We start from the raw sequence: 26,222 nt of genomic DNA on the forward strand, positions 1-26,222 counted from the left end.
CGAAATACCTTACATGCCCCAGGTTTCGGCAATTGTAGTAGATGACTTCATATCCAAAAACATGAATATCCTCTCCTCCTCTATCGGATAATGGTATTTCCCCAGGAAAAAATTACTTAATGTGCCTGTACCTATACTTTGACTAAATTCAGCATAAACCTGTGTGACAACAATTATTGAGGCTACGTATAATATGATACTGATAACGCCAAAGTCAGAGAAAAACGCTAAACCGGGAGTTATGATTGATCTTAAAGAATTATCCTGATAATAATAGATAGCGTTTATCAGCGTGAGCGTAATCAGGAAAACAACAACAATGATCAGATAAATAAGGGATTTGACCAGTACCTTTTTGCTGAAGCTCATTTTGATGAACCATTTACCAAATAATCCAATTTCCAGCATACCGGTAAATAGCCCCATGATAAGCCCGGCTATCGGAAAGGTAATAATGTGCGCGTAAAAATCATATTTAACGCCTGTAGATGGGTAATGGTCCAAATGCCCCAAAATCCCTCTTTCCAGCATAGTATATATGAGGCTAAAAATAAACCATAAAACGCCAAAAGGGATAACACGTTTAACGTTTCGTATGGTTTTATGTAGCAGCATAATTATATTTTGAGGATTTTAGTACATATCAAATAACGGAGTATATGAGCCATAAACCAAGTGAAATCTAGTTAGCGACCCAAGCCTTTTAATTTTGTTTCTGTGGCCCGTATATAATACAACAGAACTTGTTTTTCAGCCCCTGTATCTGCACAATTTTGGCATGCAATATAACTACTCACCACCCGTAGCCCCAACATTTCACATTTAGGTATACAACCAGCTTAGGGCATATAATAGGCTCTTGAAATTGCGGATTTTTATATAAAACCAATTTTATGAAAAAGCTTTATTATGCATTATGCTTTGGCAGCTGCCTTTTTGTGGCTGCGTGCAAAAAAACCGGTTTAGATGAACCGCGTTTAGAAGTTTCGCCCAATGCCAACCAAACTCTGTTGGCTACTACGGGGCACCGGCCGCTTACTGTTGTTACGTATGCCGGCTACCCGGGGTCGGGTTATAAGGATGGGCCGGTTAAAGAAGCACGATTTAACTATATATTGGGAATTGATATTACCGATGATGGTACCATTTACCTGGCCGATAGGGGCAACAGCCTTATCCGCAAAATAAAGAATGATATCGTATCAACAGTGAACATACCACCTAATAGCGAAGGGCGCAAGTTATTTGGGCCGGAGCATGTGCGGGTACAAAAAGACGGCACCATTAACATACTTACCTACGATGTGGATTTTGTAATAAACGATAAAATTTGGATAGTAAAACCAAACGGCCAGGTATTTACACCGCCCAAAAAAGATGTGTTCCCCGGCGACCACAGAACAACTTATAATCCTTATACTTATAACGACCTGGAGAAAGACCCCTACACCGATAAGGTTTTGGTAGCAGGTATTTACAAAGGTTACAGCAACGCTTTTGGCGTTATTGAGGATTACGAAATAAAGAATGGCAGGATAGGCACAAATTCATACTACGTACCCTCAGATTCGCTGAACGCGGAAGACAAAAACTCACGCGAGATAACCAGCTTTTTTTGCGCATATAACAAGGTTAAATATGTGGTTATAAATAGCCAGCATATTTACAAAAAAACACCGTCGGGGCAGTTTAGCCAAATTTATCGCGACCTAACTTTTAAAAGGATATCAGACCTGGTGGCAACTAAAGATAGCCGCACCATATATATAGCCGATTTAGGAAGAATTAAGAGCATATCAAACAATAAGTTAACTTATTTGGTGGGCCCGCAACCCCCATTTGATCGTGGCGATGGTATTGGCAGCAGCGCCGATGTTTATGCCGAGCGACTGGCATTATCAAAAGACGAAAGCACACTTTATTTTTCGGACAATACCAGTTTAAGGCAGCTATTTTTAAGATAACACCCTAAAAAGGTACTAAATTAAAAAGGCTTGCCAAATTTGGCAAGCCTTTTGCTATATAAAAGATACGATGGTTAATTTGCTAAAAATGTTTTCGACAAGTGTTTATCGGCCCAAGAGATATACTGGGTTACCCATTTAATAATGCCGTAGTTGCCTTCGTTTGCGTGTTTGTAAGGCTCGTCAAACAACTCGTATATCATAGCAACCTTTACTTGGGGGTTGGCTTTACATTTAGCTATAAACTTGGTTACAAAAGCATTCTGGTCAGTTTCGTTAGTGGTACTGGTAGCTTTGTAGCGATAATTAAATTCGGTAAACCATATTGGCTTGTTTGGAAATAAAGAAGCAAGTTTTACCGTAATATCCGGTATGCCTGGCGATCCGGCTGCGGCACCTTCCATATCTGAATACCAGTTGTAAGCAACAATATCAAATTTAACGCCATACCAATCGCACATGCGTAAAAAGCCATAGTGCAACCATCCGGCGCTTATCATGGTTTTGGCGCCGGCATCGTTGGCTTTAATACCGTCATCCATCCCTTTTAGGTAGGCAGCCATTACATTAAACTTGGCACGATCGTAGTGAAACTGACTTTGACCGGTTTTGTTTGAATACAACAACTCAAGTTCCAGATCGTTACCCAGGTTATAGTAATCAAAGTACCTGCCATACTTAGCGGCAAAATTACCACCCAGTGTTTTCCCTAACTTGTAAGATTCTGATTCAGATTTTGAATAGCTGAGGGTGCGCAGGTAAAGCATTGGCAAAATTTTTACCCCGGCATTAGTAGCGGCGGTTTGCAACTCCATTAGCCTGGTTACAGATGAAGCCGTGCCATCAGACTGGGTTTGTACGTTTAAACGGTACCACGACATGCCTCGTTCTTTTAACATCTGGATTTGCTTTTCAGGTGATACGGTGAGGTAGGGCGCATCGCCCATGTGGCCGTTTACCCCTAATCGAAGTGTTGAGCCGGTTAGGTTAGAAACCGGGGCACTTGTGCTCATTAGCGATTGATCTTTTAAAGTGGCCAGTGATGTAAGTGATGAACTTGGTTCGGGTTGTGGAATGATCTCTTTGGTGCATGATGTCATGAAAAATCCGACGGCTAGTATGCACGTGACTAGGTGTTTAATTGTTTTTTTTTGCATGGTTCATTGTCAATAGTTACCCCTACTAACGGTAACAGTAACAATATTGTTGCCTTGATATTAAAAAAATTAATGAATTTGTAAAAATTGTTCTTTTAAACATAAAAATTGCTAAATCTTCCGTAACTGGCTAAAATAGCAAACATTTTTTAAAGTTGATTGTATGAGCAATAATTTGTCCCGGACATTTTTTGATTATGCCTATTGAGGTTACGGTAAATTAGTTGCTTTTCTTTTGGAAAAATACGAAAATAAAATGGCTAATGTGCCATTTATCCAAAGTAGTAAGATATAATAACGAATGACGTCCCCTTAAATAAAACCCCGGCCATAAAGGTCCGGGATTTCAGGGTTTGTCAATAGTTAGGCTTTTAACGCAATGCACTCTTAAATGTTGTATACAGATTTTTGCACAAAAAAAACCCTTAGGGCCATGCAAGCCCTAAAGGTTAACTATCGACAAAAAACCTTGCAAGTCCTTCATCGATTATTAAACTCGTTTATTACAATAAAGTTTAAAAGTTAGCAAATTAAATTTTGAGACGGCTTTGTCGGCTATTATCTGCTCACCCGTTCGTTAAGTAGCTCCTGGTATTGATCCAGCACTGTTTTTGGGATATCACCTCTGGTTTCTAAAGATGTTAAAAACGCGCGTGTTTTGGCATAACGGCCGGTTGCAAAATCAATTTCCCTGTCGTCGTACCTAAGTGTAACTGCAACATCCTTGCGTAACAACATCAAATAAAAAATTTTAAAGGCTAAACTTAATCGCGTCATTTTAATTAGGGGGCCATTTGTATGTGGCTTTATACGCTAAAGATAATGTTTTTTCACAATTAAGTATACAATTTTAAAAAAGTTAAAACATTTATAAAAAAAAAGATAAACACCTGTTTTGTACCCGCTTTTGTGATAAAAACTGCGCCATTATTTCACAGTTTACAAAACGCTACTGCTTATTTTAGTGACATGAAGCATCACCAACATTATACACTATTAGTTGAGCATAATTCAGAAACCTATAAGGTAGCAGTTGACGAATATAAAAGGACTACAGCCTATTACATATACGAATTAAAACTGAAGAGGACCAGGTTTATTTTGGTTGATGATATGGGCGACTGGGGCTTGATAGCTAACCTCAAACCCTGCGAAAGCTTGTTGAACGCCATTATATCGGCATTAAAGTTTAAACGCCCCGTACCTATTAATAATGAACCGGTATTTTTTTTTCCCTTGAGATTAGTTAAATAAATTACTTACAATAAAACATTAAACCATCTACTATGGCAGCAAAATTTACTATACAGTACAAATCAAATAATGGCTTACGGCAGCTAAGCGTACGCGAAAAAATATCATCATTTGGCTATTATTACCTTTATTTAAATAATAAATGGATAGCTACATTGCGTAAAGATTCGTCAACGGCCACCTACGAGCAATTATCGTACAGAGCACCTATTTGCCCAAACGAGGTAGTTGCAATTGGTCGGCAGATAGATTCGTGTAAGTCTACCAGTAAAGCAGATCAACTATTACATGCTTAACAATTTATACACTCACCAAAAACTTAAGCAATAAAAAAGAGGCCCCATTTGGGGCCTCTTTTTTATTAATGCTATAAGTTATATCTGTGTTTTTTACCAGTCTACATCTACCGGGCGTTCGTCGTTCAAACGCTGATTGATGAGGTTGGCTACCTTTAACGGACTTATTTGTTTCATACAAATATTGTCATCGCAAACCGATTTGCCGCAGCCTGTTATCATGTTGCATGGTACCTGTTGGCTAATGGTAACCACCTGGCCCTTAAAAAAGCTGTGTGGCTGCCAAACATTAATGTTAGATGTACCGCTAAACAAACAAATTATCTTGCGTTTCAACATAGCCGCTATGTGTGAAAAACCCGACTCGAGGCCCACAAAAAGGCTGCAGCGCTTAACAATGTAAATAGCTTGTAATAACGAATATTTACCTACGCAGTTCACTACATTTGGGATGGCGGATATAAGCGCCAGTTGCTCCGGAGTGGCATCGCTATCGGTACCTAATACAAGTACCGGCGTGCTGTTAGCAACAGCCTTTATAACCTCAATAAAGTTTTCTACAGGCCACCTCCGCGATTGGGCACCAGCACCTAAATGTACTACCACAAACTTTGCAGGGAAGCTTATATTAGTTACCGGTTCAAAGGGCACATCATCTATATTCCAGCAGGTTTCAAAACCAATGTCGGGCAGTTCTAAATAATCAAAAAGCGGGTCTAAAAAACCCGAGGCGTGCCCGCCAAACTGATAAGGTAAAACTTTATTTAAAAGCCCGCCCCCGCCACCTACGTTATAGCCGGCAAAAACTTTGCTTTTAGTAAAAAGCTTAATAAAAATATTGTTCCTAAAATCGCCCCTTACGTCAAATATCAGGTCAGTTTTTATACCGCCCAACTGTTTTATAAAATTATAATAGCCCGCTTTGGTGCCACGTGCAAACCACGGGGCATCTGCAACAATAACCTCGTCAACAAAATTGAGCTTACTGGCTATATGATAATTTTGCCGGTTTACCACCAGGTTAACCTTTAGGTTTGAAATAAGCTTTAGCTTTTTAACAGCCGGCAGTATCAGCAGCAGGTCGCCTATGTGGGCTAACTGCACAATTGTAACGCTTTTTATAGCCACCGCTTTTACAGGCGCGTTAAACAAATTTAACACCCTGTCGGCAGCCTTTATTAACCGTATTTTATTTTGGCTTACGCCCGGATAAAAACGATACATTATCGGTTTCATAGATATATTAATACAGATAGTTGAATTAGTAATATTTAGATTGCCTGCTGCCTTATTTTATTAATAATAGCAGTAGACGATTGCCCGTTAACAAACTCGATGGTGGTAACCTTGCCGCCGGCTGCTAAAACAGCATCAGCACCGGCAATTTTTTTGCCATCGTAGTCGGCTCCCTTTACTAAAACATTGGGCAGTATCTGTTCAATTAAGTCAGCCGGGGTTGGCTCATTAAAAACCACCACGGCATCTACATAAAACAGGGATGCCAGCAGCATAGCGCGGGTATCTACCTTATTAACCGGCCTGTCGGGGCCCTTTAAAAGCTGTACAGACTCGTCGGAGTTAAGGCCGATGATTAGCTTATTGCCCATCATGGCGGCTTTACTTAAGTAACTTAAATGCCCAATGTGCACCAGGTCGAAAACACCATTGGTAAACACCAGCTTTTGGCCGGCGGCCTTCCATTCGTTTATTAACACCGGCAAGCCCGAACGAGACACTATTTTTTTAGCTATAAGGCTTGGTATATCATCTACCATGGTTATCATTGAACAAACAGGTCATCAATGCTCTTACATAAAATATGGCCCACCAGTATGTGCATCTCCTGGATGCGCGCTGTAACATCCGACGGAACAATTATCGTAGCGTCGCATATATCTTTCATCTTACCGCCATCCTTACCTGTAAGCCCTATGGTTTTACAGCCTATGAGGGCAGCACTATTTAATGCATTTAAAATACTGGAGCTATTGCCACTTGTTGATATGCCAATAAACACATCTCCCTCCATAGCAAAAGCTTCTAATTGCCTTGAAAAAACATGCTCATAGCCATAATCGTTGGCTATGGCGGTTAATGCCGAGGTATCTGTTGTAAGGGCTAAACCAGGCAATGGCCGGCGTTCTTTAACAAAGCGGCCGGTAAGTTCGGCGGCAATGTGCTGCGCATCTGCCGCACTGCCGCCGTTTCCGGCAAGGTAAATTTTATTACCACTATTTATAGCTTCGGTTACCAGCTGGCATGCAGCCTCAATATCGTTTACTGATGTGGCTATAAATTTATTGGTGGTGTTAAGGTGGTCGGTAAGTTCTGTGGTTATCATTGTAACTTTAATTATTTTAAGGTTAAGCGCTGCTGATCGTCTATAATATCGGCAGCAATTTCATCAAGTGTGGTGGTTACACTGCCTACTTGCCTTATCACTATTGCTGCGGCATGGTTGGCCAGCTCGCAAGCCTCGGTTAAATCAAAACCCGATGCTAAAAAGTAGGCTATAGTAGCCAGTACAGTATCACCTGCCCCGGTAACATCAAATACTTCGGTAGCTTTTACAGGCAGCAGCACATACGATGTATTGTCTACTATGATCATGCCTTCTTCTGATAGGGTTACCACCAGGTAAGTAGCGTCGGTTTGTTCTAAAACTACCCTTGCAGCAACCAATACTTCGTCGATGGTTTCCAGCTGGTCCATTTTTGTGGCAAGCGCCAGCTCATGCCGGTTAGGCTTAATAATAAAAGCACCCCGGTATTTTTTATAATTGGTTCCTTTGGGGTCTATTATTACCGCTTTACCGGCAAGGTTGGCTAATTCGATAACACGACGTGTTACCGGTAAAGAAAGCAGCCCTTTGTTGTAATCAGATAAAACAACAATATCAGCCGCTTCAATATCATTTATTAAAGTATCTATTAGTTCATGCTCCTTATCTGTGCTTAAAGCATTGGTTGTTTCACTATCAACCCGGGCTATTTGGTAGCTATCGGCCATAATACGGGTTTTAACCGTGGTATTACGGGCGTTATCGATAACAATGTTATCAGTATTTACTCCCGCATCATTTAACATATTCCTAAGCTGATAGCCCGAAGAATCGTTACCTACTACACTTCCAATGCTTACAACCGCCCCTAAAGCAATAAGGTTTTGCGCCACATTGCCTGCACCGCCAAGGGTGTAATGCTCATTCTTAAGCCTTACTACAGGTACGGGTGCTTCGGGCGATAACCTTGTGGCTTTGCCAATAAGGTAATGGTCAAGCATTAAGTCGCCTATAACCAAAACCGATGGTTGTTTATTTAATTCTTTTAAGTGACCAAGTATTTCTGTGCGCATAATAATTCGATTTATGTCTAACGTTTAACAATTATGATTTATATGCTAATAAGCATTATCATCTCCTTTAAATACCTGTACTATCGTCATCAAAACTATCTTCAGGTCTAAACCCATTGACCAGTTTTCGAGGTACCAGATATCGTGCTCTATCCTTTTTTGCATCAGCGAAGGGTCGGTAGTCTCGCCCCTATAGCCTTTCACCTGAGCCCAACCGGTTATACCCGATTTTAGAAAGTGCCTAACCATGTATTGATTAATGATCTGGCTGTATTCTTTGGTCATGGTAAGGATGTGTGGGCGCGGGCCAATAACGCTCATGTCGCCTAATAGCACGTTTATAAATTGCGGCAGCTCGTCTAAACTTGTCTTCCGCAAAAAACGGCCAATTTTGGTAACACGCGCATCGTCTTTTGTAGCCTGCCTTTCGCCGGCATTCATGCGCATGCTTCTAAATTTGTAGCACACAAAGGTTTTGTTATCCTTACCGCTGCGTAACTGCTTAAACAGTATAGGCCCCGGGCTTTGCATCTTAATGATCAACCCGATTATAGGATACAACCAGCTTAAAATAAATACTATTACCAGCAAGCTAAATACAATATCAAATACCCGTTTCTTTACCCTGTTCTCTATATCTTCTAATGGCTCGTGGCGGTGGCTTAGCACTGCAAAATCGCCCAAGTAGCTCACCTGCAAGTGGTTTAGCATTGATGACGACATATCTGGCACCAGTTTTAACCTCAAGCAATTCCTTTCTGCCTCGCGCTGCAACAGCGGATACTCATTCATCCGTTCGGGCGACAAGGACAGATAGACATCCCTGATACCAGAATCGGCCGCCTCTTTTATTTGCGCAACTATGGATGGCAAGATATTGCCATTGCTATCCAGGTAAGATGTATCGTCCCTGGTAAGGAATCCTTCAAATGCAAAGTGGCTATCGCTATCTTTAAAAAACCCGGCCAGGCGCAGGGCGTTAACGCTTGCACCCAATACCGCCACCGACCTTGTTAACTTAAAATACTTTTTAAGCAGATTCTCTAACAAGAAATATATCAGCCTGTTTAAAAACAGCCCGGCAAGCATGGTAAGGTAAAATACGTTTGCCAGAACAAAGGTACCATTCCCCTTTACTATCAATATATAAGGGAAAAACAGCAGCGTAAACAGCAGGAAGCTTTTAAAAGTTAAGCTGTATATATGCTTAAGGGTGCTTTGGTACCTGCGCCCATATAAACCAAAATAAATAGCCGAAAATACCCATAGGTAATTCACTATTATCAACTGGCTTATCGCGTTTTTAAAGCTGATGCCGGTGTATCCAAAAGCGTTTACAAATGCCAGATTAGTGATAACTATATCAGTAAATGACAAAACAAGGTATACTATGTAGAGGTAGCGTGTTTTCATAGTATTGAATGATTAAGGTGATGATAAAATAGGTGGGGTACTGGTAATCTACTATGCCTTAGCGGGTTGTAACTGAACCACACTCTTGCGGCCAACACTATTGTAGTAAAAGCCAAGCGCTTCCATTTTATCGGTGCTATATAGGTTGCGGCCATCAAATATTACTTTGCTTGTAAGCTTGCTGGCTATCATATCAAAATCAGGATTTTTAAAAACACCCCACTCTGTTATTACCAACAATGCGTCTGCACCATCAAGCGCTGCATACTGGTCATCAGCATAGGTAATTTTATCGCCTAAAATTGTTTTCACATTACCCATCGCCTCAGGGTCATAAACTACAACTTGCGCCCCGGCGTTTAAAAGCTCGTTGATAATATATAATGACGGTGCTTCGCGGATGTCATCCGTCTCCGGTTTAAATGCAAGGCCCCACAACGCAAATGTTTTGCCTTCGAGTTCGCCATTGTAGTATTTTTTAAGCTTATCAACCATAGTTTTACGCTGCAATATGTTTACTTCCATTACTGCGTTAAGTATCTTAAAGTCGTAAGCATTTGTATTTGCCGAATGGGCCAACGCTTGCACATCCTTAGGGAAACAGCTACCCCCGTAACCAATGCCCGGGAACAAGAAGCGTTTACCTATACGTTCATCTGCACCTATACCCAACCTTACCATGTTTACATCGGCGCCAATCAATTCGCAAAAGTTGGCTATCTCGTTCATGAAGGATATTTTGGTAGCCAAAAACGAGTTGGCTGCATATTTGGTTAACTCTGAAGAGCGCTCATCCATAAAAATGATGGGGTTACCCTGGCGCACATAAGGAGCATAAAGCTCAGTAAGCATTGCTTTTGCACGCTCATCCCTGGTGCCTACTACTATTCTATCAGGTTTCATAAAATCTTCAACCGCTACACCTTCGCGTAAAAACTCCGGGTTAGATACCACGGCTACTTCCACATCGGTATATCGCTCAAAAACAGCTTTAACTTTATCTGCCGTACCTACCGGCACAGTTGATTTGGTAACGATAACTTTGAATGACGTTATAAGCAAAGCAATATCGCGCGATGCGTTAAGCACATAACTCAAATCGGCTGCCCCATCTTCGCCCGGAGGGGTTGGTAACGCCAGGAATATGATCTCGGCATCAGCTACCGCTGCGGCAAGGTCGGATGTAAAATGCAAGCGATCTTCGCTAATGTTACGATGAAAAAGAGCGTTTATTCCCGGTTCGTAAATTGGCAATAAGCCGCTTTTCATCATTTTTACCTTCTTTTCATCAATGTCAACACAAGTAACGGTGTTTCCGGTTTCTGCAAGGCAAGTACCTGTTACAAGGCCTACATAGCCAGTTCCAATAACAGCAATTTTCATAGTGGTTTTTGTTTTATATTGTTAATTAATCGCGATGAGCTGATTTGCCCATGCTTACTTTAAATTTTTCGTGAGCGGTGATAACAGAAAGATAGTACCTCAAATAAAAAACCAATAGTTTTTGATTTATGTGCATATCCTTCCCCTTTTTGATAATAAGCTTGATACTTTTAATAGGCGGGCGCAGGTCATAAACCAGCTGAAAAAGGGATTTGAAAAAATTAGGCCCGGGGGGCATATCAAAACCTGCCTGCCCGCCCCCTACACGCTTGGCCTTTTTAACCAGCTCGCTTAAGCGATGCCTGGCCGGATGGCTAACTATTACATTATCGGCGTATAAAATAGGGTAATTGGCATCTCGGGCCCTTACCGACCATTCGTAGTCGCCGCCCGAAAGCAGGTCTTCTTTAAACAGCCCTACTGCGTCAAAAACGGAACGGTAGCTAAACATGTTCGCCGTAACGCCGGTGCCATCCTGTTCAACATATACCTCCTGGTTAAACGCGTAAACTTTTTCGTAAAGTTCGGCGTTGGTTAATTTATTAGATTTATAGTAGAGCCTTATTTTACCTGCTATTCGGTAAATTGCCTGGTCGCTCTCAAAGATGCGTACAGCGTTGGCTATCCAATCTTTATCGGGTATACAATCCGAATCTGTAAAGCCAAGTATTTCGCCTTTTGATATTCGGATGCCGGCATTACGCGCACTGTACGAACCGGGCTTCTCCTCGGTTATAACACTACAATTTTTCGGAATAAAGAATCCTTCGGGGATTTTATCTCCCACGTTATTATTTACTATAATTATTTCAAAAAATTCCGCGGGATATTCCTGCGTAGCCAGCGATTGTAAACAAAGCGACAACCGCGCCCAGTCTTTAAAAGCAGGGATGATGATTGAGACAGATTTATGGGTCATATAGGTAGTGTAGTTTAAGTTGATTTGAGCAGTGGTTGGTTAATAGATTGTAAAAAACGCTTTAGTTTAAGGCGCATAACCGTCATCAGGCCTACGCGCAAATGGTATTGCTGCAATAAGCTGTTGGCATAATCCGGAAACATGTGGTTACTTCTCATTATCTCGGTATAGATGTATGCATCTACCGCCCGCGCAAGATCATCGGTAAGCATGTTGCGATACCTTAGCTCGTTCCTTATTTTCAATCTTAGTGCAATACGGTTATTCAGAATTGTTTTTAGCTTGCTACTGCTGGTGCTTTTTGATACCGAATCGCCTGAGAAGTGCACTATAGTGTTTTGTAGGTTGTCGGCAACTACATGGCAATTGCTTTTCAACATCCTGAACATCAAGTCATACTCCTGCGAAGAGCTTAACTCCTCGTCCCATCCGCTAACTTTTAGCAACGACGACCTGCGCCATAAGTTTGAACTTGTGATACCCAGGTTTGAGGTTATCAAACCTTTCCAAACATCCTTTTTATTATGGCGTATCACCTCAAAGCTGGATTTAGGCAAGGTATATTTTAACCGGCACTCACCCGCAACTACATCTGCATTGGTTTTGTTGGCCAGGTGTATTTGCCGCGATATTTTTTGGGGCAGCAATTCATCATCGGCATCCAAAAATTGGATCCACTCGCCTTTGGCTTTGTATAATCCATGGTTACGCGCTGCGGGTGCTCCCTTTTTGGTTTCGTTGTATACCGTAATCAGATCGGGATGCCTGGCTTGCAAATCTCTGATAACGTTTAAGGTTTCGTCTGTAGAGTTATTATTTACCAGTATTATCTCAGCTACGATATAATCTTGCTGAAAAACACTGTTAATTGCGCGGTGTATAAAGCCGGCACAGTTGTGACAGGGAATAATTACCGATACCATAAGATTTATGTTTATTTATTTTTTAAATGCCTTTAGTAACTGCAGTAGTTCGGCCTTCATCATTAACCATATAATGGCGAAGTAACTTATAACTGTTAGCACGCCTGTAATTAAATAGTGTACACCCAATGCCTTTGCCGCAAGAGTTACAATTAATGCTGTAACTGCAGCTACCAGGGGTGCCATTATAGCACCGATAAACTCGGTTAAACTTATTTTTACCGGAATAAGATAGTTGAATGTGTATTGTGCAAAAAGCACGATGATGAATTTGTTTAATAATATTGCCCATGCAGCACCTACTACGCCATAGTAATAAATGCCTATTGCAAGGCTGGGTAAAAATATAAGCGCTTTCCAAATTTGCTGTTTCATTTCTAAGCCCGGGCGACCCAGGCCGCGCAGCAGGGCAGTATTACCGCTAACCAAAATATGCAGCATAACCGATACAGACAATATTTTTAAAGGGGCCACCGTATCAAACCATTTGGCACCAAAAACATGTACAATAAAGGCCTCTCCTTCAACCGCGAAGTATATCATGATCGGGAAAATGAACAGGCAGTTAAATAGAATTACTTTTAAATAATACCTTTTAAGCGAATGGATGTCGTTTTGTCGCTTGCCATAAATGGGGTACATCACACTGTTTATTACAGTCATTAACCGGCCCCTAAAGGTATCGGTAAGCACAAATGCAAGGGTGTAGGTACCTAATGCCGATACGCCCAGCAGCTTACCTATCAAAAGATAATCGAGGTTATTGTACAGGTAGTTAAGGATATTAGACCCCGTTGTAAAAACGCCGAAGCCAAAAATATCTTTAAAGGCATCCTTTTCCATTATAAAGGCAGGTTTCCAACGGGTAGCGTTAAAAAACAATGGCATTGCAAAAACCACGGTTGCAACCGTGTTAAACACCAATGCCCAAACGCCGGCACCCATTAAAGCCATTACCAAAGAGAGTATACCGGCTGCGATATTAGAAGTATTATCTATAAAGGCAAGCTTTTTAAAGTTCATTTGCTTTGATAGCTGCGCCTTATGTACCAGGTTTACCGGGCTTATAAGTATACCTAAACTTAATATAGGTACAATTAAGCGCAGCAGCGGCTGGTGATAAAACCATGCGGCTAAAGGCGCTATAAGCAAGCTCATTAAGGCGTACAGAAATACGGACCATATTACACCAGTCCAAAAAGCGGTGTGGAAATGTGCCGTACGCAGCTCTTCTTTTTTGCGTTGTACCAGCGCCGAGCCTACGCCCAGGTCGTTAATTACTTGTACAAAACCGGTAAATACGGCTGCCATACCTACCAAACCAAACTGGTTTGGAAACAACAGCTTGGCTAACACCAGTTTTAGGCCGAATGCAAATGATTGGTTAACTATCATTTGCAGAAAAGTCCAGATTATACCCGATAAAACTTGTTGTTTATCGGATTTTGAAACGCTCTTAAGGGTCGTATCCATTAATTTGTGGGGGTTGTGTAAGTTTTTACCTGTTTACAGACAAGCCATCTGCAACATGGCTTGTCGCCGACGATGGCAGCTTTGTAATTACAGCGTTGTAAAGTTGTGTATGTTTATCTATGTAGTTTTCTACCGAAAACTTGTTTAACTGGCCGGCACAATTTTGCCGCTTTGTAACAATCTCGGACCGGTTATCAATTATGTGCTTAACCATTGAAGTAAGATGCCCGCTTTCCGGTGAGAACAGCCATGAGGAAGACGGATCGTAGAGTTCTTTAAGCCCGCCCCTATCCGATTGGCAAACCGGTACCGAGTACGATAAAGCCTCTATCACTATACGGCCAAAGGGTTCGTTCCATAAAGCCGGCACCAATAGTACATCTACCTGCTGGTAAAAGTTTTCGGGCTTTACAACTCCTAAAAACTCGTAGTTTATACCGGTAAGTTTTTGTTTAAGCTGTTGAATAAATGGCTCGGAGCCTTTACCGGCCAAAAGCAGTTTTACCCGCTTTTTTTGCTCGGGCGATAACGCTGCAAGTTCGTCTGCCATGTAATCAACGCCTTTGTCCATCTCAAGGCGGCCTATGTATCCAAATGTTATCACGGCCTCATCGCGGTTATATACTGTCGGCTTATAGTTAACAGCGGCTACTGCGTTATAAATAACTTGTGCCTTTTTGCCAACCTCGGGTACAAAGGCCGTGTATTTATCAAGGATAAATTCGCTTATGGCTATTAACCTGTCTGGCAGGGAAAGAAAGTTTCTTTTAACAACACTTGTGGTTTCGCAGGCAGCACATATGCGCTCACAGTTTTTGCCATTATACATATTGCACTTATGGCAAAGTATGTAGTAGTCGCGCATGGAATGTACCAGTGGTATTTTTGCCGCCTTTATGGTAAACCATAACATTGGCGAAAAGCCCTGTATACTGTTGGTGTGGGCAATGTCCGGTTGTATCCGTTTTAAAATAGCTGATATCTTAAAATGATATAGCAAGTTAAACGAATCAAAAAGATGCCAGAAAATTTTGGCAACCGGCGACTTACGGGCGGCATTGTACCCATTATATATATTTTGTTGCTTTATGCTGATTACGGTTACACCATTTACCCGGTACAATTCGTCTTGCAAGCCGGTGGTAAGCACGTATACCTGGTGCCCAGCATTTACCAATCCCTCCGCCAGTAGCTTTACAGATAATTCTGCACCGCCAACAAACGCAGGATAATAATAGCTGTTGCTTAATAAAACCTTCATGCTACCACCGTATGTTTTACGTCGGTTATAATATCTGCAGGCAGCGGTTTTGCGGCGAAATACTTTTCGTTTACAAAGTTCCTTATCTTTTCAACAAAAGCACTTTCGTCAAAAGTTTCGGCATGGCTGCGTATAAATTCAGGTGAAAATTCAAGTGTTTCAAACTTGTATACAGCCTGCTTAAGCCCGTCTTTTGTCTGTTCATTAAAAAACAATGCGGTTGCCTTTAACGAGTCGCCGGTATAGGGTATCATGGTTTCAAGCACGCCGCCTTTACCATAGGCAATTACCGGCCTACCCGAAGCATTTGCCTCTAATGGTGTGATGCCGTAATCCTCTAATTGCGGGAAGATAAAAGCCTTACAGTTGGCATAAACTGTAGAAAGTTCATCGCTGGTTAGGCCGCTCAATATGGTAACATTTGGCCCTGATTGCTTTCTGATCTGGCTTTCGCGAGATCCTTTCCCAACAATCACTAATTTTTTCTCTGGCATTTCGCTAAATGCCTCCAAAACCATATCTACCTTTTTATATGACTCGAACCGTGATACTACAAGATAGTACTCACCGGGCCGTTGCGCCAGGTAAAAATTATCGCACTTAACAGAGGGATTAATTATGGTTACTTCGTTTTTTGGCTGATACGCCATTTGTATGCGTGGCAACACCTCGCGCGAATTGGTTATAAACCAATCTGTACGATTAGCAAAGCTTTGGTCAAAGCCTCTTAAGTATCCTATTACTTTATTATACAACACCCTTTTTAGTGGGTTTGCCTTAAGTACCCGCTCATACGATTCGGTACTAAAAACCAGCCTGAATGGGTTATGGCAATAGGTTATCACTATTGTGTTAGGTCCCGTTTTAACATACTTGGCGCAATGTGTGGTTGATTGTAAAACAACATCGTAGTCACTTACATCTAATTGTTGCATTGCCATAATCCCAAACGGGAAGTAAAAGCGTTTTACATTTTTTTCACTTTTTATGATCTTACCAAACCATGTCGTTTTTATGTTACAATTTTTAAACTCGGGGTACGTGTTTGAAGCATCGTAACTAAGTGTGTATACAGGCGCCTCGGGGAAGGCGTTATGAAAGCTAAGCGCAACTTGTTCTGCGCCCCCTTTGCATACCAGGTTATCATGTACAATTGCAATTTTCATAATTAAAGTATTTGTTTTTTAAAAGTAGATGTATCTATAGAAGTTATTAACCAACTGTTAGCAGCACGATGTTTTGCTGTCTGATGCGATTAGTATTGATGTGTTATGCGCTTAAAAGTTTGGTAAGCGTCTTTTTTTATATATGCTCCGTTAAAATCCTGTTTAACCAAGCCGTAATCAGCTTCAAATGGGTAGCGGCTTTTTAGTTCGGGCTGGTCTAACAGCTCGTAAATAAACAACGCCTTGATACGCCCCGAGGATAGCATTGCCGGTATGGCTGTATCTATATAATCGCGCTGGCGGGCAAATGTTGCCTTTGCTGTCCCTTTTGAAAAATTAAATTCGGTTATCCATATGGGTTTTTGAAAACGAGTGATAATTTCGAGCGCATTATCGTTATGTGGATTGGCCCTTGTTATTTGCCCCATATTTGAATACCAATGGCAGCCAATAATATCATAGTTAACATTATTATCCTGTAAAAGCTGTAAGTAATAATAGTGGGTATAACTTACCGACAGGCTTACCTTTAAATTGGGTTTTACACGTTTAGCGCCATCTATAAAGCCTTTTATGGATGCTATTATCCTTGCAGATTTTTCTGTATCATAATCACTGGCTTTGGTGCCACTAAGGTCGCCGGGTAACATCATCTTATTGTCGGCCTCGTTATTTACCTCAATTACGGATAGATACTTTCCGTACCTGTTTGCAAAATTGGCACCTTGTACAAGTGTTTTTTGATAGATAGCCGCATTATCCAAACCCTTAAGACCGCTTAGCATCAAAACCGGGAAACTATTTATTCCCTTGCTTTGCAGCGTGCTGAAAATATTGATCAGCACATCGTTTTTTTTGGCATAACCATCGGCATCAAGCAACACATCAAAACGGTAGCTTTTTACATTTAAATCCGTAAGCAGATCAACTTGCTCATCAAGGTTATCGGTGTAAGCCACCTGTGTAAGCGGATGGCCGTTAATGCCCCAAATAAACTTATCGGCTGGTAATTGCGTGTTACTGCAAACGGCAATGGCAAACAGTAACAAAAAGTTTAAAGCTTTTATCATTACTTAATTAAAGCAGTGGTTAGCGGTGTATTCTGTTCCTCCTCCTCATCCAGTTTAACATCTTTTATAACAAAGCCAAGGGCAATGTATATCCATAAAGATGGGTAGGCAAATTCGGGCACAGTTGCCATCATAATAATATATACCAGCAATATTCCGGCTTTATAGCAAACTGCTATAACCGGTTCTGCAAACTTTATCCAAAGGTTTTTTAGCAAAAACCACGTAAATATGCCAATACCTACCAGGCCGTTGTTTACAATCAGTGTCGAGAAAAAATCTGTAGATCTTACATAACCGAAGCCTATGCCAAATACCTGGCTGAACACGTTAAGGCCCGACCAATAGGATACATGCGTAATAAATGCATTGCTCCTGTCTCTTGATGATGCTGTTTGGCCGTCCAGCTTACCTGCGAAAACGAAATTGTAAATGCTATCAAGTAAATGTTGAAACCTATCTAATTGCAGCACAAAACAGGCTACTACAACTGCTATACACATGTAGTAAAACAACTGGAACTGCCTTTTATAAATTACCCAAAACCCAAAGAACAACATCATACAGGCGTATGCGGTTGTAGAGAAAGTAAGCACCAGGCAGGTAAGTAATAAATATTTATCAAACTCGCGCTTTAAGGCGAAGCTAAGTACCCAAAAAGGGAACACTGTGAATACAAACATCGATGGCTCGCCGGTGTACCCCTTTATACGCATCATGCTTATACCCCCCAGATCAACTGTTTGAAACAACGAGGCCGATTTTTCATACTCGCCAAAGGTACGGTTGGCTACAAAATCGCCGTTTTGGCCGGTAAGCATGTAAAATGCAAACTCGTATAAGGCGTAAAAGCACAATAAACGCAGGCCCCAGTAAATGTACTTTACAACCGACCCGTTAGAAAAGTATTTAACATAGCCATAAATTATAAAGCCTACTATTAAAGGCAATGACTGTGTTAAATGCGACTTGCGATAAAAAGTTTTTGTAAAATCGTTATGGTTAATTAATATAAGAGGCTTTGGCAGCTTTAAGTTGGTTATCAAATTAATAAACTGCGTGCAAAAACTTAGTGCCAGTATAACAGCTAAAAAGTAACTTAACTCGGTGAAAAACCAGTACTTATTATCAAGTGTTGCCAGGGGTATGGTAAAAAACAATATACCCGCCAACACGGTAATAATAGTGGTGCCCGGTATAACCGGTACCAGCAAAAATGCAGTTACCGGGAAAAAGAGCATCATAATATTGAGGTACCGGCTTACAAAGCTTGCCGTACCATCGGCCCTTGTTTGGTATAACGAATAGTTATTTATCATTTTTTTATAACATTAGTCGCCATAGCCTAAACCGTAGCCATAGCCAAAATACCCGGCCTTAGAAAAATCGACGTCGTTAATAACCAGGTACAGGTTATCTACGTTATCCTTTGTTTTTATATCGTTGATAATTTCTATCTGCGTTTTGTCTGTATAATTGTGGCGGCAAACATATATGGTCATGTCGGCATGTTTTTGTATTACCAGCGCATCAGATACTAAGCCAACCGGCGAGCTATCTATCAAAACATAATCGAATTTTGTGCGCAAATCTTCAATCAAATGACCAAGTTTTTGGCTAAGCAGTAATTCACTTGCGTTAGATACTATCGGCCCTGATGATATAACAAAGCAGTTTTCGTTAAAGTGACTGGGTTTTATTAAGTAATCAACAGGCAGGCCATCCATTATATAATTAGAGAAGCCTGATTTATTGTGGTCCATACCTAATAAGCCCGAAAGCTTAGGTTTACGCAGGTCAAGCTCCAACATCACTACTTTTTTGCCAGACATGGCAAGCGTGCTGCCCAGGTTGCAGGTTAAGAAAGTTTTACCTTCACCTTTAATGCTTGATGTGATCATGATAACGTTGCTTTGGTTAACGTCTAAGATATTCCGGAGCTTTGTTCTAAGCGTACGGAAGCTTTCGGTAACCGGCGAACGGGAATCAATATCAACTATTTGCTTGCCGGGAAGTGTGTTGTGCCCTATTTTACCAATAATAGTTACATCAGTTTGTCTTTCTATATCATTTTCTGAGGTTATTTTTGATGCTAACAAGCCTTTGGTATTAATAAAACCCATTGGCACTACAAAGCCCAGGAAAAGAGACATGGTATAAATAATAGCGCTGATAGGCTTCACCGGATCTTTGGTACTTTTAGCGCTATCAACAATGCGCGAGTATGGCATATCGGCAGCCTTTGCCATCGCGGTTTCTTCGCGCTTTTGTAACAGGTATACATAAAGTTGTTGTTTAAGCTCCTGCTGCCGTGCATAATCAACTATGGCGCGCTGTTTACCTGGTACACTTTTAATACTGTTGTTAACCACATTATTTTGGCTGCTTAAGCCTGCGGTGCTCAACTCTATTTCGCGTCGGTAAGCATCTACACTTTGTATTAAATTGCGCCTTGCAATTTGTATTTGCTGGTTTAAATTTTGCAATACCGGGTTACCTTCGGCATATGAAAGCTTATTTTTTTCGCGCTCGTAAATTAAGTTATTGTACTGCGCCAGGCCGGTAGCAAATGAAGCATTTTGAATACTTAACGAACTAGGGATAACTTCGGAGTTAGAAGGATCTGCAAGGCGGCTTTTTAAATTATTGATAATAGATAGCTGAATGCGCTGTTGCTGATATCTATCGGCATATTCGCTGGCGTTACCCACCAGCACTTTAGATTGCTCGTCAATATCAGTGATATTATTCTCGCTTCTAAAAGCCTGATAATTCTTCTCGATGGTGTTTAGCTCATTGGCCACAACAGCAATACGCCCGTTTATAAAATCAATGGTACTATCAATACTTAGTTTTTTGGTGGCTATATTATCTGCAAGATATCTTTTCATTAAATTCTGCAGTATCGCCTCACCCTTTTTAGAGTTAGGGTAGTATAAGGTAAACTCGACATTAGTGGTTGCCTTGTCGGTAAACTCCGCGTCATAGTTTGCCAGCATTGCAGATGTAGCATCATCTTCTGACAATATTTTAACCGAATACTCACCTTTGTATACCGGCACATTTGGCCGCCGTATTATTTCGAGGTTGTACTGTGGTAAACTAACGCGATGGCCAAACTTAACCTTATAATCAGCGTCTTCATCTGTATTAACAACACTTAAGGTATTGTTATCCAAAACATTGATAACATATTGCCGCGCCTTTAACGAATCTACCTTAGTTTTAGCAATTCGTATAATAAAGGGGGCCTCGTCATATATTTCGGTAGCCAGCAAGCCGCTTTGGGTAAAATACTGGATGTTAAGGTGCATAGATTGCACTACCTCTTTCATCAGGTTTCGCGATCGCAGCACATCGCCCTCGTTTTTGATATTGTCTGCAATATTTAACACTGTAGATACGCCCGCATTAGCATACTGCGACGCACCATCAGGATTGTTGGGATGTTGTTGCAGCAGCATGGTACTGCTTACAAGGTATTGCTTGGTAGCAAGCTTTACATATGCAAAAGCCAAACCAATAAATACGATAAAGCTTAATAAAAACAAGTACCAGTGCGATTTGATCTGTAAAAGAAAGGTGTGTAGTTTATTACTGTTTTCTTTTACTAAACGGTTTTTCATATGGGGTAGTTTTAATAAATAAGATGTACAGTTAGTAATTATAAATACCTTATGCCAAGTACAATTGCGGTAAATATGGTTGCCCCGGCAGTGATGTATTTAATAATATTATTATCGTTATTAAGCACTTTCGTTTTGTTGGGCTCCACATATATTACATCGTTTTGTTTAAGGTAGAAGTAGGGAGAGTTTAATACCGACTTGCTGGTAAGGTTAAGTTTTACTGTTTTGTTAGCACCATTAGCATCTTTACGAATAAGCAGTACGTTTTCGCGCTTGCCGTATATGGTAAGGTCGCCGGCGTAACCAATTGCATCTAACAGGGTTACCTGCTCGTTAGGGATAACGTATGATGCGGGCCTGTTCACCTCGCCTATTACAGTTATTTTAAAGTTGGAGAACCTGATATCAACCACCGGGTTTTTAAAAGACTCCAGTGCTTTTGCCCTTACTACCTCCCTGGCTTTCAGTGTTGTTAAACCAGCCACTTTTATTTGGCCTAAAATAGGCACATCAACAAAGCCTGCTTTATCTACCAGGTAACCGCTCACCGGTGTTACCATGCCCGATTGTGGATTGATACCTACGTTAGAGAACCCGCCGTTACGGCTATTGATGGCATAGGTGGCCTGCGGGTCTATAGTATTTACATTGATGGCTAAAATATCATCCGGCTGAATTGCAGGTTCGGTATAGGCAGCAATGTTTACATCGGTACCTGTATTTGATTCGGACAGATCTTGAAAGTATCTTAGTTTTTTGGTGTTTGCGCATGAGCTAAATAGGATCACGAAAAAGAATAGCAACAACAAATTCGGCTTAGCAAATAATAAATTTTTCATTATAGTATGTATTGGTTAAGATGTAAACTGCATATAAACCCGTGTGGCATTTGGTAATACATGGGCTAATTGTATTAATATTTTGGCTTAAAGCAAGAGCTTCGCCATCTCGCTTACATAAGCGACCTTATCATAAAAAAACATTTTTTAATAACTGCCGGCTATTGCTAATAATCAATAACTATGGCCTTATTATTATCAAAGATTGCAAAAAACAGCTTAAAAAATTAGCGATTTAAGCAGTTGACACTTTTATGTGAAGTGGTGTGATATTACTGTGTAAAGTGAGAAAATTTGCTACTGTACCAAAAGTTTAGCGTACATTTTACCCGAAGCAGATTGCACATTTATCATGTAAACGCCACGGCTAAGCACGTTACCAAAACTAACCCGCACATTAGCAGCGCCGGTTGCATCAGTAACAAATTTTTGTGTTTGTATAGGGCGGCCACTTATATTGGTAATGGATAGCTGGCCTGTTTCGTTTTTACCAAAATTAGCCAGCGTAAGGTTGAAAGTGCTACCCGCATTAGGATTTGGGTATACCACCAGTTTCCTTTCGTTAACAATAGGCGCCGCCAATGTTTGCGGGGCCAGGGCCATTCTTAACGCGTCAGTTTGGTTTACTTTAAACAACTCTAACGCTGCTAAAGCAACCCGGTTGGCGGTGGGGTTAAATTTGATAGTAAGCCCACCGTCTGCTACTGTGCATGTAAAATCTTTTACCAATGCGCTGCGGTACCCCACTTCGCTATAAATGTCGAAGTTTGACAGTCGCAGCTGGTTTTCCATACTTATCCCAAACACCCTTGATCCTGGGCCGGTCCAATAGTTTTCTACAAAATGCATCCGTACCAGGTAGTCGCCGTTGGCCACAGGTATCTCATAGCTTGTTTCGGCCAGGTCGGCAGCGGCAGAAAGATAAGTTTGATATAGCGAATCGACATCGGTAGCTGCTACAGGGCTTAATATAACCTGCTTGTCTAGCTTAATAGACCCTTTACGATAGGCTTTATCTGCCTCATACAATACATTACCGATGGTTACACTGACATCTGCCCCGCCCTTTATGCGTTTAACAGCCTCTACCGTTGCTGTGCTTGAGTTACCTATACCATATAACGGAATGCGCAATGGGGATAGTGAACTGTTATAAATTACCAGTAGAGCCGCGTTTTTTATACCTACACTAGATGGCGTAAATTGCACATTTATCACCTTGGTACCCTGCACCGCAATTGTTGAAGCGGTAAAGCCGCTTACGCTGAACTCTGATGCGTTAGGCCCAACTATTTGCACGCTTTTAACTTGTATAGATGGGTCGCTTGTAGTGTCTGGATAGGTATTACCATTGTTTTTTAAGGTAATAGCTATAGTTTTATTGGCACCGGTTAAGGTAGGCTGGAAATTAAATGCTGTATTAGGCAGCGATACGAGTTCTGAGTAATGCCTTGAACCTGAATCAGGCCGTATATTCTCTACATAATAAATGTTATCCTGGTAATCGTAATTAGTATACGAGGTACCCAGGTAGTCGCAATCTAAAAAGTAAGCGTTAGGCACAACATTGCCTTTACCATCATATACCTTTAAAAAACGAATCCCTATCAGCCCGTTATAATTTTGTGTCCTGTCTGAAGATGCCGTACCAACCTTAAAACCAAATGTGCCCGTAGGCGTAAAAGTCCCTTGCGCTAAATTGGTGCTCGATCCGGTTAATCGGGGTAATACAGATTGCCCGTCGAGGTTATTATGCGTGAATATATTTAGGTTTGAAGTGCTGCCCTTTTTAAAATACTTAATGGATTCGACTGCCGAGCAGCAACCATGATACGCAGCTACCTGAACAACGGTAATCGGCTTGCTTGCATCCGCCTGTACAAAATAATTTGCCTTTACTTCGCTGGAGCCGGGCACAGTAGTTTTACCGTCTACATTGCCATCATCATGGGCATAACCCACTACCGTCGCGTAGCCAAATGCGTTAATTATTTGCTGGGCATACGGTTCACTTAAACCCTCTCCTTCCTTTTGCCAAATGCCGCTCAGTATTACTTTTTTAATAGGACTAATACTATCGTTACTGGTTATGGTAAGCGTATCAGTAAATACTTTTAACCTCGTAGCGGCATCTTTTGCCCTAAACTGGATAGTGATATCTGTATAAGTGCCTTTAGCAACTGATACCGGTGTAGCAGCGGTTGTATCGGTATTAACCGATACAATTTTCCAGGCGCTTGGATTTGATAGTTTTAAACTACTAATGGTTAATTTGGCCGTGCCTTTGTTATTTACCCGCAAACGCGCCTTATCGTGATTAGCATTATAAGGTGTGGTATCCGGGCTGGTACGGCGCCATGGTTGCTGTATAAGCGAAAACACCAACCTATCATTAGATGGGAAGTTGTCCATGTTTTTCAGCACCATATAAGCGCCTGAGTTTGTTTGTGCAGCTATGTTAAAAGTATAAGCGTTGCTTACGTATTGGTTGCCATTGCCATCTGTAGCTTTTACCGCAATACTATAGTTACCACTGGCTGTTACAGTAAACGGCACTTTATAATTTATAAATGCGCCGCCGTTTATGGCATACTGCAATGTTGCTAAACCCGATCCTGAGTCGTTTCCTGTTAGGAAAATCTGTACGTCGCTGTCATAAACGCCTGCTGATTTTAATGTACCCGATAGCCTTAAACTGGCCGTAGGTGGTATGCTATCGACTATAGAATCGGCCGGCGCAAAGGTTACATAAGCCATTTTTGTATTGATACCGCCGCTGGCGTCAATAGTTAACTTTCCGTCCGTTACCTGTACGGTTGCGGTTGCCGTTCGGTACTTTACTGCAGATGTTGGTATAAAATCAGAAATAGTGGGTAAACCCTCTATATTTAATTGATGGTTACTATCGTAGTATCCGTTATCGCCCGCGCCAACAGTTACACGATACGTGCCGTTACTTACCGCATATTCCCAGGTACCGGGCACCTGGTTGCTGGTTGTTGCCTGCATTTGTACAATGGTAAGCTGCCGTATATCGCCCGACCCGCTTCTTTGGCGCATGTTATTAACAAGGCTTACCGGCTGCATTGTAGATGGGTTTACCCAACCATATTTACGCGTGGCATCAAAGGGCAAACCTGTATCTGCTATATACCCGGAAGGCGGAGTAACGCCCGATGGCTGAAAATTCACCTTTACTTCGCTGCTTGCAGGTACATTAATTGATGTGGCGGCGAAATCGTCAAAAGTATAGGTAATGGCCGATGTGCCATTACGATAGGTGGTATATATGCCGGCATAAGCATTGTTATTAACAAGGCCTGTACCGGCTATGCTAAGCTGTGTTGAAGGGTAGGCTTCGCCAACATTTTTGAAAGTTACGCCGTCTGCCGAGTAAAAGCCCTCAACATTGCCTGCTACCGAATCAATAACAAGGCGTAAGCTAACTGTTTGGTTATTTAAGCCACTAATTACTGAGGTTATACGCTGGTCGGGGTTGCTGGTCCCGGCAGTGGTTGACGATACATCGTTTATCTCTCGCCTTAGTTCCACTTTATTACCTGCTATAGTTAGCTTAACAAAAGTCTTATCATTCAAACCAAACCACAGGCCCGCCTGCTGCGACTGGGTGCCGTTATAAGGGTTTATAAGCTTAACATCCAACTGTAACTTTTTTACAGGTGTTAGCTGCACGCCCAATACATTTATCTGATTGTTGTTAGTAAGGTAGTCTATACCTTTATTAGACACTATTTGCAATCGCCCACCTGTTAACGTGATTTTTGATGGCAGGTAGCCGGGCACTTGACTATAAACGGGCTGGTCATCGGCAGCCAAACGGGTACCCGAGTAGGTATTAACCGTAGTAAAACCTGTGCCCTGCCCGCTTTTATCGGCAATTGTGCCATCCACTACAGTATCAAACGATAAAGTGTATGGCAGCGCCACATTAATATTACTGCATGGCAATGTGCTTATTGGGCTACAGGTATCGGGCATCGGAGAGTAGCCGGTAAAACCTTTACTACCCATTGGCATTGCTTTAAGATTATGTACGGCAAAAACAATTACCAAAATTCCCACTATAACTTTTTTGTAAAAGTCTCTTTTCATTGTTAAAG

The 26,222-nt window shown here is 41.4% G+C and carries 22 protein-coding genes; 3 read left to right on the forward strand and 19 right to left on the reverse strand.

Annotation, left to right across the window (positions count from 1 at the left end; genetic code table 11):
- Positions 1-9: 9 nt before the first annotated feature.
- The gene (locus tag FFF34_010090) at positions 10-615 is read right to left on the reverse strand and encodes a hypothetical protein (GenBank protein TSD67712.1); all 606 of its coding nucleotides are present in this window, start codon (positions 613-615) and stop codon (positions 10-12) included.
- 278 nt (positions 616-893) lie between these two features.
- Here FFF34_010090 and FFF34_010095 point away from each other — a divergent pair, with 278 nt between their 5' ends.
- Positions 894-1,964: a hypothetical protein gene (locus FFF34_010095; GenBank protein ID TSD67713.1), complete on the forward strand. Its 1,071-nt coding sequence runs from the start codon at positions 894-896 to the stop codon at positions 1,962-1,964.
- A 74-nt stretch (positions 1,965-2,038) separates the two neighbouring features.
- On the opposite strand, the gene FFF34_010100 is transcribed toward FFF34_010095, so the two are convergent.
- Both FFF34_010100 and FFF34_010105 read right to left on the reverse strand, forming a co-directional pair.
- Complete coding sequence (locus tag FFF34_010100; protein ID TSD67714.1) at positions 2,039-3,121, reverse strand: hypothetical protein; 1,083 nt, start codon at positions 3,119-3,121, stop codon at positions 2,039-2,041.
- Between the two features lie 558 nt (positions 3,122-3,679).
- Positions 3,680-3,859 (reverse strand): hypothetical protein, encoded by a 180-nt coding sequence (locus FFF34_010105; GenBank protein TSD67715.1) that lies wholly within the window; start codon positions 3,857-3,859, stop codon positions 3,680-3,682.
- A 231-nt stretch (positions 3,860-4,090) separates the two neighbouring features.
- Here FFF34_010105 and FFF34_010110 point away from each other — a divergent pair, with 231 nt between their 5' ends.
- Positions 4,091-4,375 (forward strand): hypothetical protein, encoded by a 285-nt coding sequence (locus FFF34_010110; GenBank protein ID TSD67716.1) that lies wholly within the window; start codon positions 4,091-4,093, stop codon positions 4,373-4,375.
- A gap of 32 nt (positions 4,376-4,407) precedes the next feature.
- Positions 4,408-4,671 carry a hypothetical protein gene (locus tag FFF34_010115; protein ID TSD67717.1) on the forward strand — a complete coding sequence of 88 codons (264 nt, stop codon included), beginning with the start codon at positions 4,408-4,410 and terminating at the stop codon, positions 4,669-4,671.
- Between the two features lie 93 nt (positions 4,672-4,764).
- Here FFF34_010115 and FFF34_010120 read toward each other — a convergent pair whose 3' ends face one another.
- The 16 genes from FFF34_010120 to FFF34_010195 form a co-directional block, all read right to left on the reverse strand.
- Positions 4,765-5,907: a glycosyltransferase family 9 protein gene (locus FFF34_010120; protein TSD67718.1), complete on the reverse strand. Its 1,143-nt coding sequence runs from the start codon at positions 5,905-5,907 to the stop codon at positions 4,765-4,767.
- Positions 5,908-5,942: 35 nt separating this feature from the next.
- Positions 5,943-6,446, reverse strand: a complete 504-nt coding sequence (rfaE2, locus tag FFF34_010125) for a D-glycero-beta-D-manno-heptose 1-phosphate adenylyltransferase (GenBank protein ID TSD67719.1) — start codon at positions 6,444-6,446, stop codon at positions 5,943-5,945.
- 5 nt (positions 6,447-6,451) lie between these two features.
- Positions 6,452-7,012: a D-sedoheptulose 7-phosphate isomerase gene (locus FFF34_010130; protein TSD67720.1), complete on the reverse strand. Its 561-nt coding sequence runs from the start codon at positions 7,010-7,012 to the stop codon at positions 6,452-6,454.
- An 11-nt stretch (positions 7,013-7,023) separates the two neighbouring features.
- Positions 7,024-8,025 (reverse strand): D-glycero-beta-D-manno-heptose-7-phosphate kinase, encoded by a 1,002-nt coding sequence (gene rfaE1, locus FFF34_010135; GenBank protein ID TSD67721.1) that lies wholly within the window; start codon positions 8,023-8,025, stop codon positions 7,024-7,026.
- A 45-nt stretch (positions 8,026-8,070) separates the two neighbouring features.
- On the reverse strand, positions 8,071-9,438 hold the full coding sequence (locus FFF34_010140; protein TSD67722.1) for an exopolysaccharide biosynthesis polyprenyl glycosylphosphotransferase: 1,368 nt from the start codon (positions 9,436-9,438) through the stop codon (positions 8,071-8,073).
- A gap of 51 nt (positions 9,439-9,489) precedes the next feature.
- Positions 9,490-10,821, reverse strand: coding sequence for a UDP-glucose/GDP-mannose dehydrogenase family protein (locus tag FFF34_010145; protein ID TSD67723.1), 1,332 nt, complete (start codon positions 10,819-10,821; stop codon positions 9,490-9,492).
- Between the two features lie 25 nt (positions 10,822-10,846).
- Positions 10,847-11,740, reverse strand: a complete 894-nt coding sequence (locus FFF34_010150) for a glycosyltransferase (protein ID TSD67724.1) — start codon at positions 11,738-11,740, stop codon at positions 10,847-10,849.
- Positions 11,741-11,754: 14 nt separating this feature from the next.
- Positions 11,755-12,663 (reverse strand): glycosyltransferase family 2 protein, encoded by a 909-nt coding sequence (locus FFF34_010155; GenBank protein ID TSD67725.1) that lies wholly within the window; start codon positions 12,661-12,663, stop codon positions 11,755-11,757.
- A 15-nt stretch (positions 12,664-12,678) separates the two neighbouring features.
- Positions 12,679-14,136, reverse strand: coding sequence for a lipopolysaccharide biosynthesis protein (locus FFF34_010160; GenBank protein TSD67726.1), 1,458 nt, complete (start codon positions 14,134-14,136; stop codon positions 12,679-12,681).
- Positions 14,137-14,161: 25 nt separating this feature from the next.
- On the reverse strand, positions 14,162-15,397 hold the full coding sequence (locus FFF34_010165; protein TSD67727.1) for a glycosyltransferase: 1,236 nt from the start codon (positions 15,395-15,397) through the stop codon (positions 14,162-14,164).
- Positions 15,394-16,563, reverse strand: coding sequence for a glycosyltransferase family 4 protein (locus tag FFF34_010170; protein TSD67728.1), 1,170 nt, complete (start codon positions 16,561-16,563; stop codon positions 15,394-15,396). The genes FFF34_010165 and FFF34_010170 overlap by 4 nt, the downstream gene beginning before the upstream one ends.
- An 89-nt stretch (positions 16,564-16,652) precedes the next feature.
- Positions 16,653-17,633 (reverse strand): hypothetical protein, encoded by a 981-nt coding sequence (locus tag FFF34_010175; GenBank protein TSD67729.1) that lies wholly within the window; start codon positions 17,631-17,633, stop codon positions 16,653-16,655.
- Positions 17,633-18,952, reverse strand: a complete 1,320-nt coding sequence (locus FFF34_010180; GenBank protein TSD67730.1) for a hypothetical protein — start codon at positions 18,950-18,952, stop codon at positions 17,633-17,635. Before FFF34_010180 ends, FFF34_010175 begins: the two co-directional genes overlap by 1 nt.
- A 12-nt stretch (positions 18,953-18,964) precedes the next feature.
- The gene (locus tag FFF34_010185; protein TSD67731.1) at positions 18,965-21,259 is read right to left on the reverse strand and encodes a polysaccharide biosynthesis tyrosine autokinase; all 2,295 of its coding nucleotides are present in this window, start codon (positions 21,257-21,259) and stop codon (positions 18,965-18,967) included.
- 38 nt (positions 21,260-21,297) lie between these two features.
- On the reverse strand, positions 21,298-22,101 hold the full coding sequence (locus tag FFF34_010190; GenBank protein ID TSD67732.1) for a hypothetical protein: 804 nt from the start codon (positions 22,099-22,101) through the stop codon (positions 21,298-21,300).
- A gap of 297 nt (positions 22,102-22,398) precedes the next feature.
- Entirely contained in the window at positions 22,399-26,214 is a 3,816-nt protein-coding gene (locus FFF34_010195) for a T9SS type A sorting domain-containing protein (GenBank protein TSD67733.1), read from the reverse strand.
- Positions 26,215-26,222 lie beyond the last annotated feature (8 nt).

This window comes from Inquilinus sp. KBS0705, from assembly GCA_005938025.2.
GTDB lineage: Bacteria > Bacteroidota > Bacteroidia > Sphingobacteriales > Sphingobacteriaceae > Mucilaginibacter.

Coding starts and splice junctions, on each gene's coding strand:
- FFF34_010090 (TSD67712.1), bottom strand. CDS start 615: ATGCTGCTACATAAAACCATACGAAACGTTAAACGTGTTATCCCTTTT.
- FFF34_010095 (TSD67713.1), top strand. CDS start 894: ATGAAAAAGCTTTATTATGCATTATGCTTTGGCAGCTGCCTTTTTGTG.
- FFF34_010100 (TSD67714.1), bottom strand. CDS start 3,121: ATGCAAAAAAAAACAATTAAACACCTAGTCACGTGCATACTAGCCGTC.
- FFF34_010105 (TSD67715.1), bottom strand. CDS start 3,859: ATGTTGTTACGCAAGGATGTTGCAGTTACACTTAGGTACGACGACAGG.
- FFF34_010110 (TSD67716.1), top strand. CDS start 4,091: ATGAAGCATCACCAACATTATACACTATTAGTTGAGCATAATTCAGAA.
- FFF34_010115 (TSD67717.1), top strand. CDS start 4,408: ATGGCAGCAAAATTTACTATACAGTACAAATCAAATAATGGCTTACGG.
- FFF34_010120 (TSD67718.1), bottom strand. CDS start 5,907: ATGAAACCGATAATGTATCGTTTTTATCCGGGCGTAAGCCAAAATAAA.
- rfaE2 (TSD67719.1), bottom strand. CDS start 6,446: ATGGTAGATGATATACCAAGCCTTATAGCTAAAAAAATAGTGTCTCGT.
- FFF34_010130 (TSD67720.1), bottom strand. CDS start 7,012: ATGATAACCACAGAACTTACCGACCACCTTAACACCACCAATAAATTT.
- rfaE1 (TSD67721.1), bottom strand. CDS start 8,025: ATGCGCACAGAAATACTTGGTCACTTAAAAGAATTAAATAAACAACCA.
- FFF34_010140 (TSD67722.1), bottom strand. CDS start 9,438: ATGAAAACACGCTACCTCTACATAGTATACCTTGTTTTGTCATTTACT.
- FFF34_010145 (TSD67723.1), bottom strand. CDS start 10,821: ATGAAAATTGCTGTTATTGGAACTGGCTATGTAGGCCTTGTAACAGGT.
- FFF34_010150 (TSD67724.1), bottom strand. CDS start 11,740: ATGACCCATAAATCTGTCTCAATCATCATCCCTGCTTTTAAAGACTGG.
- FFF34_010155 (TSD67725.1), bottom strand. CDS start 12,663: ATGGTATCGGTAATTATTCCCTGTCACAACTGTGCCGGCTTTATACAC.
- FFF34_010160 (TSD67726.1), bottom strand. CDS start 14,136: ATGGATACGACCCTTAAGAGCGTTTCAAAATCCGATAAACAACAAGTT.
- FFF34_010165 (TSD67727.1), bottom strand. CDS start 15,397: ATGAAGGTTTTATTAAGCAACAGCTATTATTATCCTGCGTTTGTTGGC.
- FFF34_010170 (TSD67728.1), bottom strand. CDS start 16,563: ATGAAAATTGCAATTGTACATGATAACCTGGTATGCAAAGGGGGCGCA.
- FFF34_010175 (TSD67729.1), bottom strand. CDS start 17,633: ATGATAAAAGCTTTAAACTTTTTGTTACTGTTTGCCATTGCCGTTTGC.
- FFF34_010180 (TSD67730.1), bottom strand. CDS start 18,952: ATGATAAATAACTATTCGTTATACCAAACAAGGGCCGATGGTACGGCA.
- FFF34_010185 (TSD67731.1), bottom strand. CDS start 21,259: ATGAAAAACCGTTTAGTAAAAGAAAACAGTAATAAACTACACACCTTT.
- FFF34_010190 (TSD67732.1), bottom strand. CDS start 22,101: ATGAAAAATTTATTATTTGCTAAGCCGAATTTGTTGTTGCTATTCTTT.
- FFF34_010195 (TSD67733.1), bottom strand. CDS start 26,214: ATGAAAAGAGACTTTTACAAAAAAGTTATAGTGGGAATTTTGGTAATT.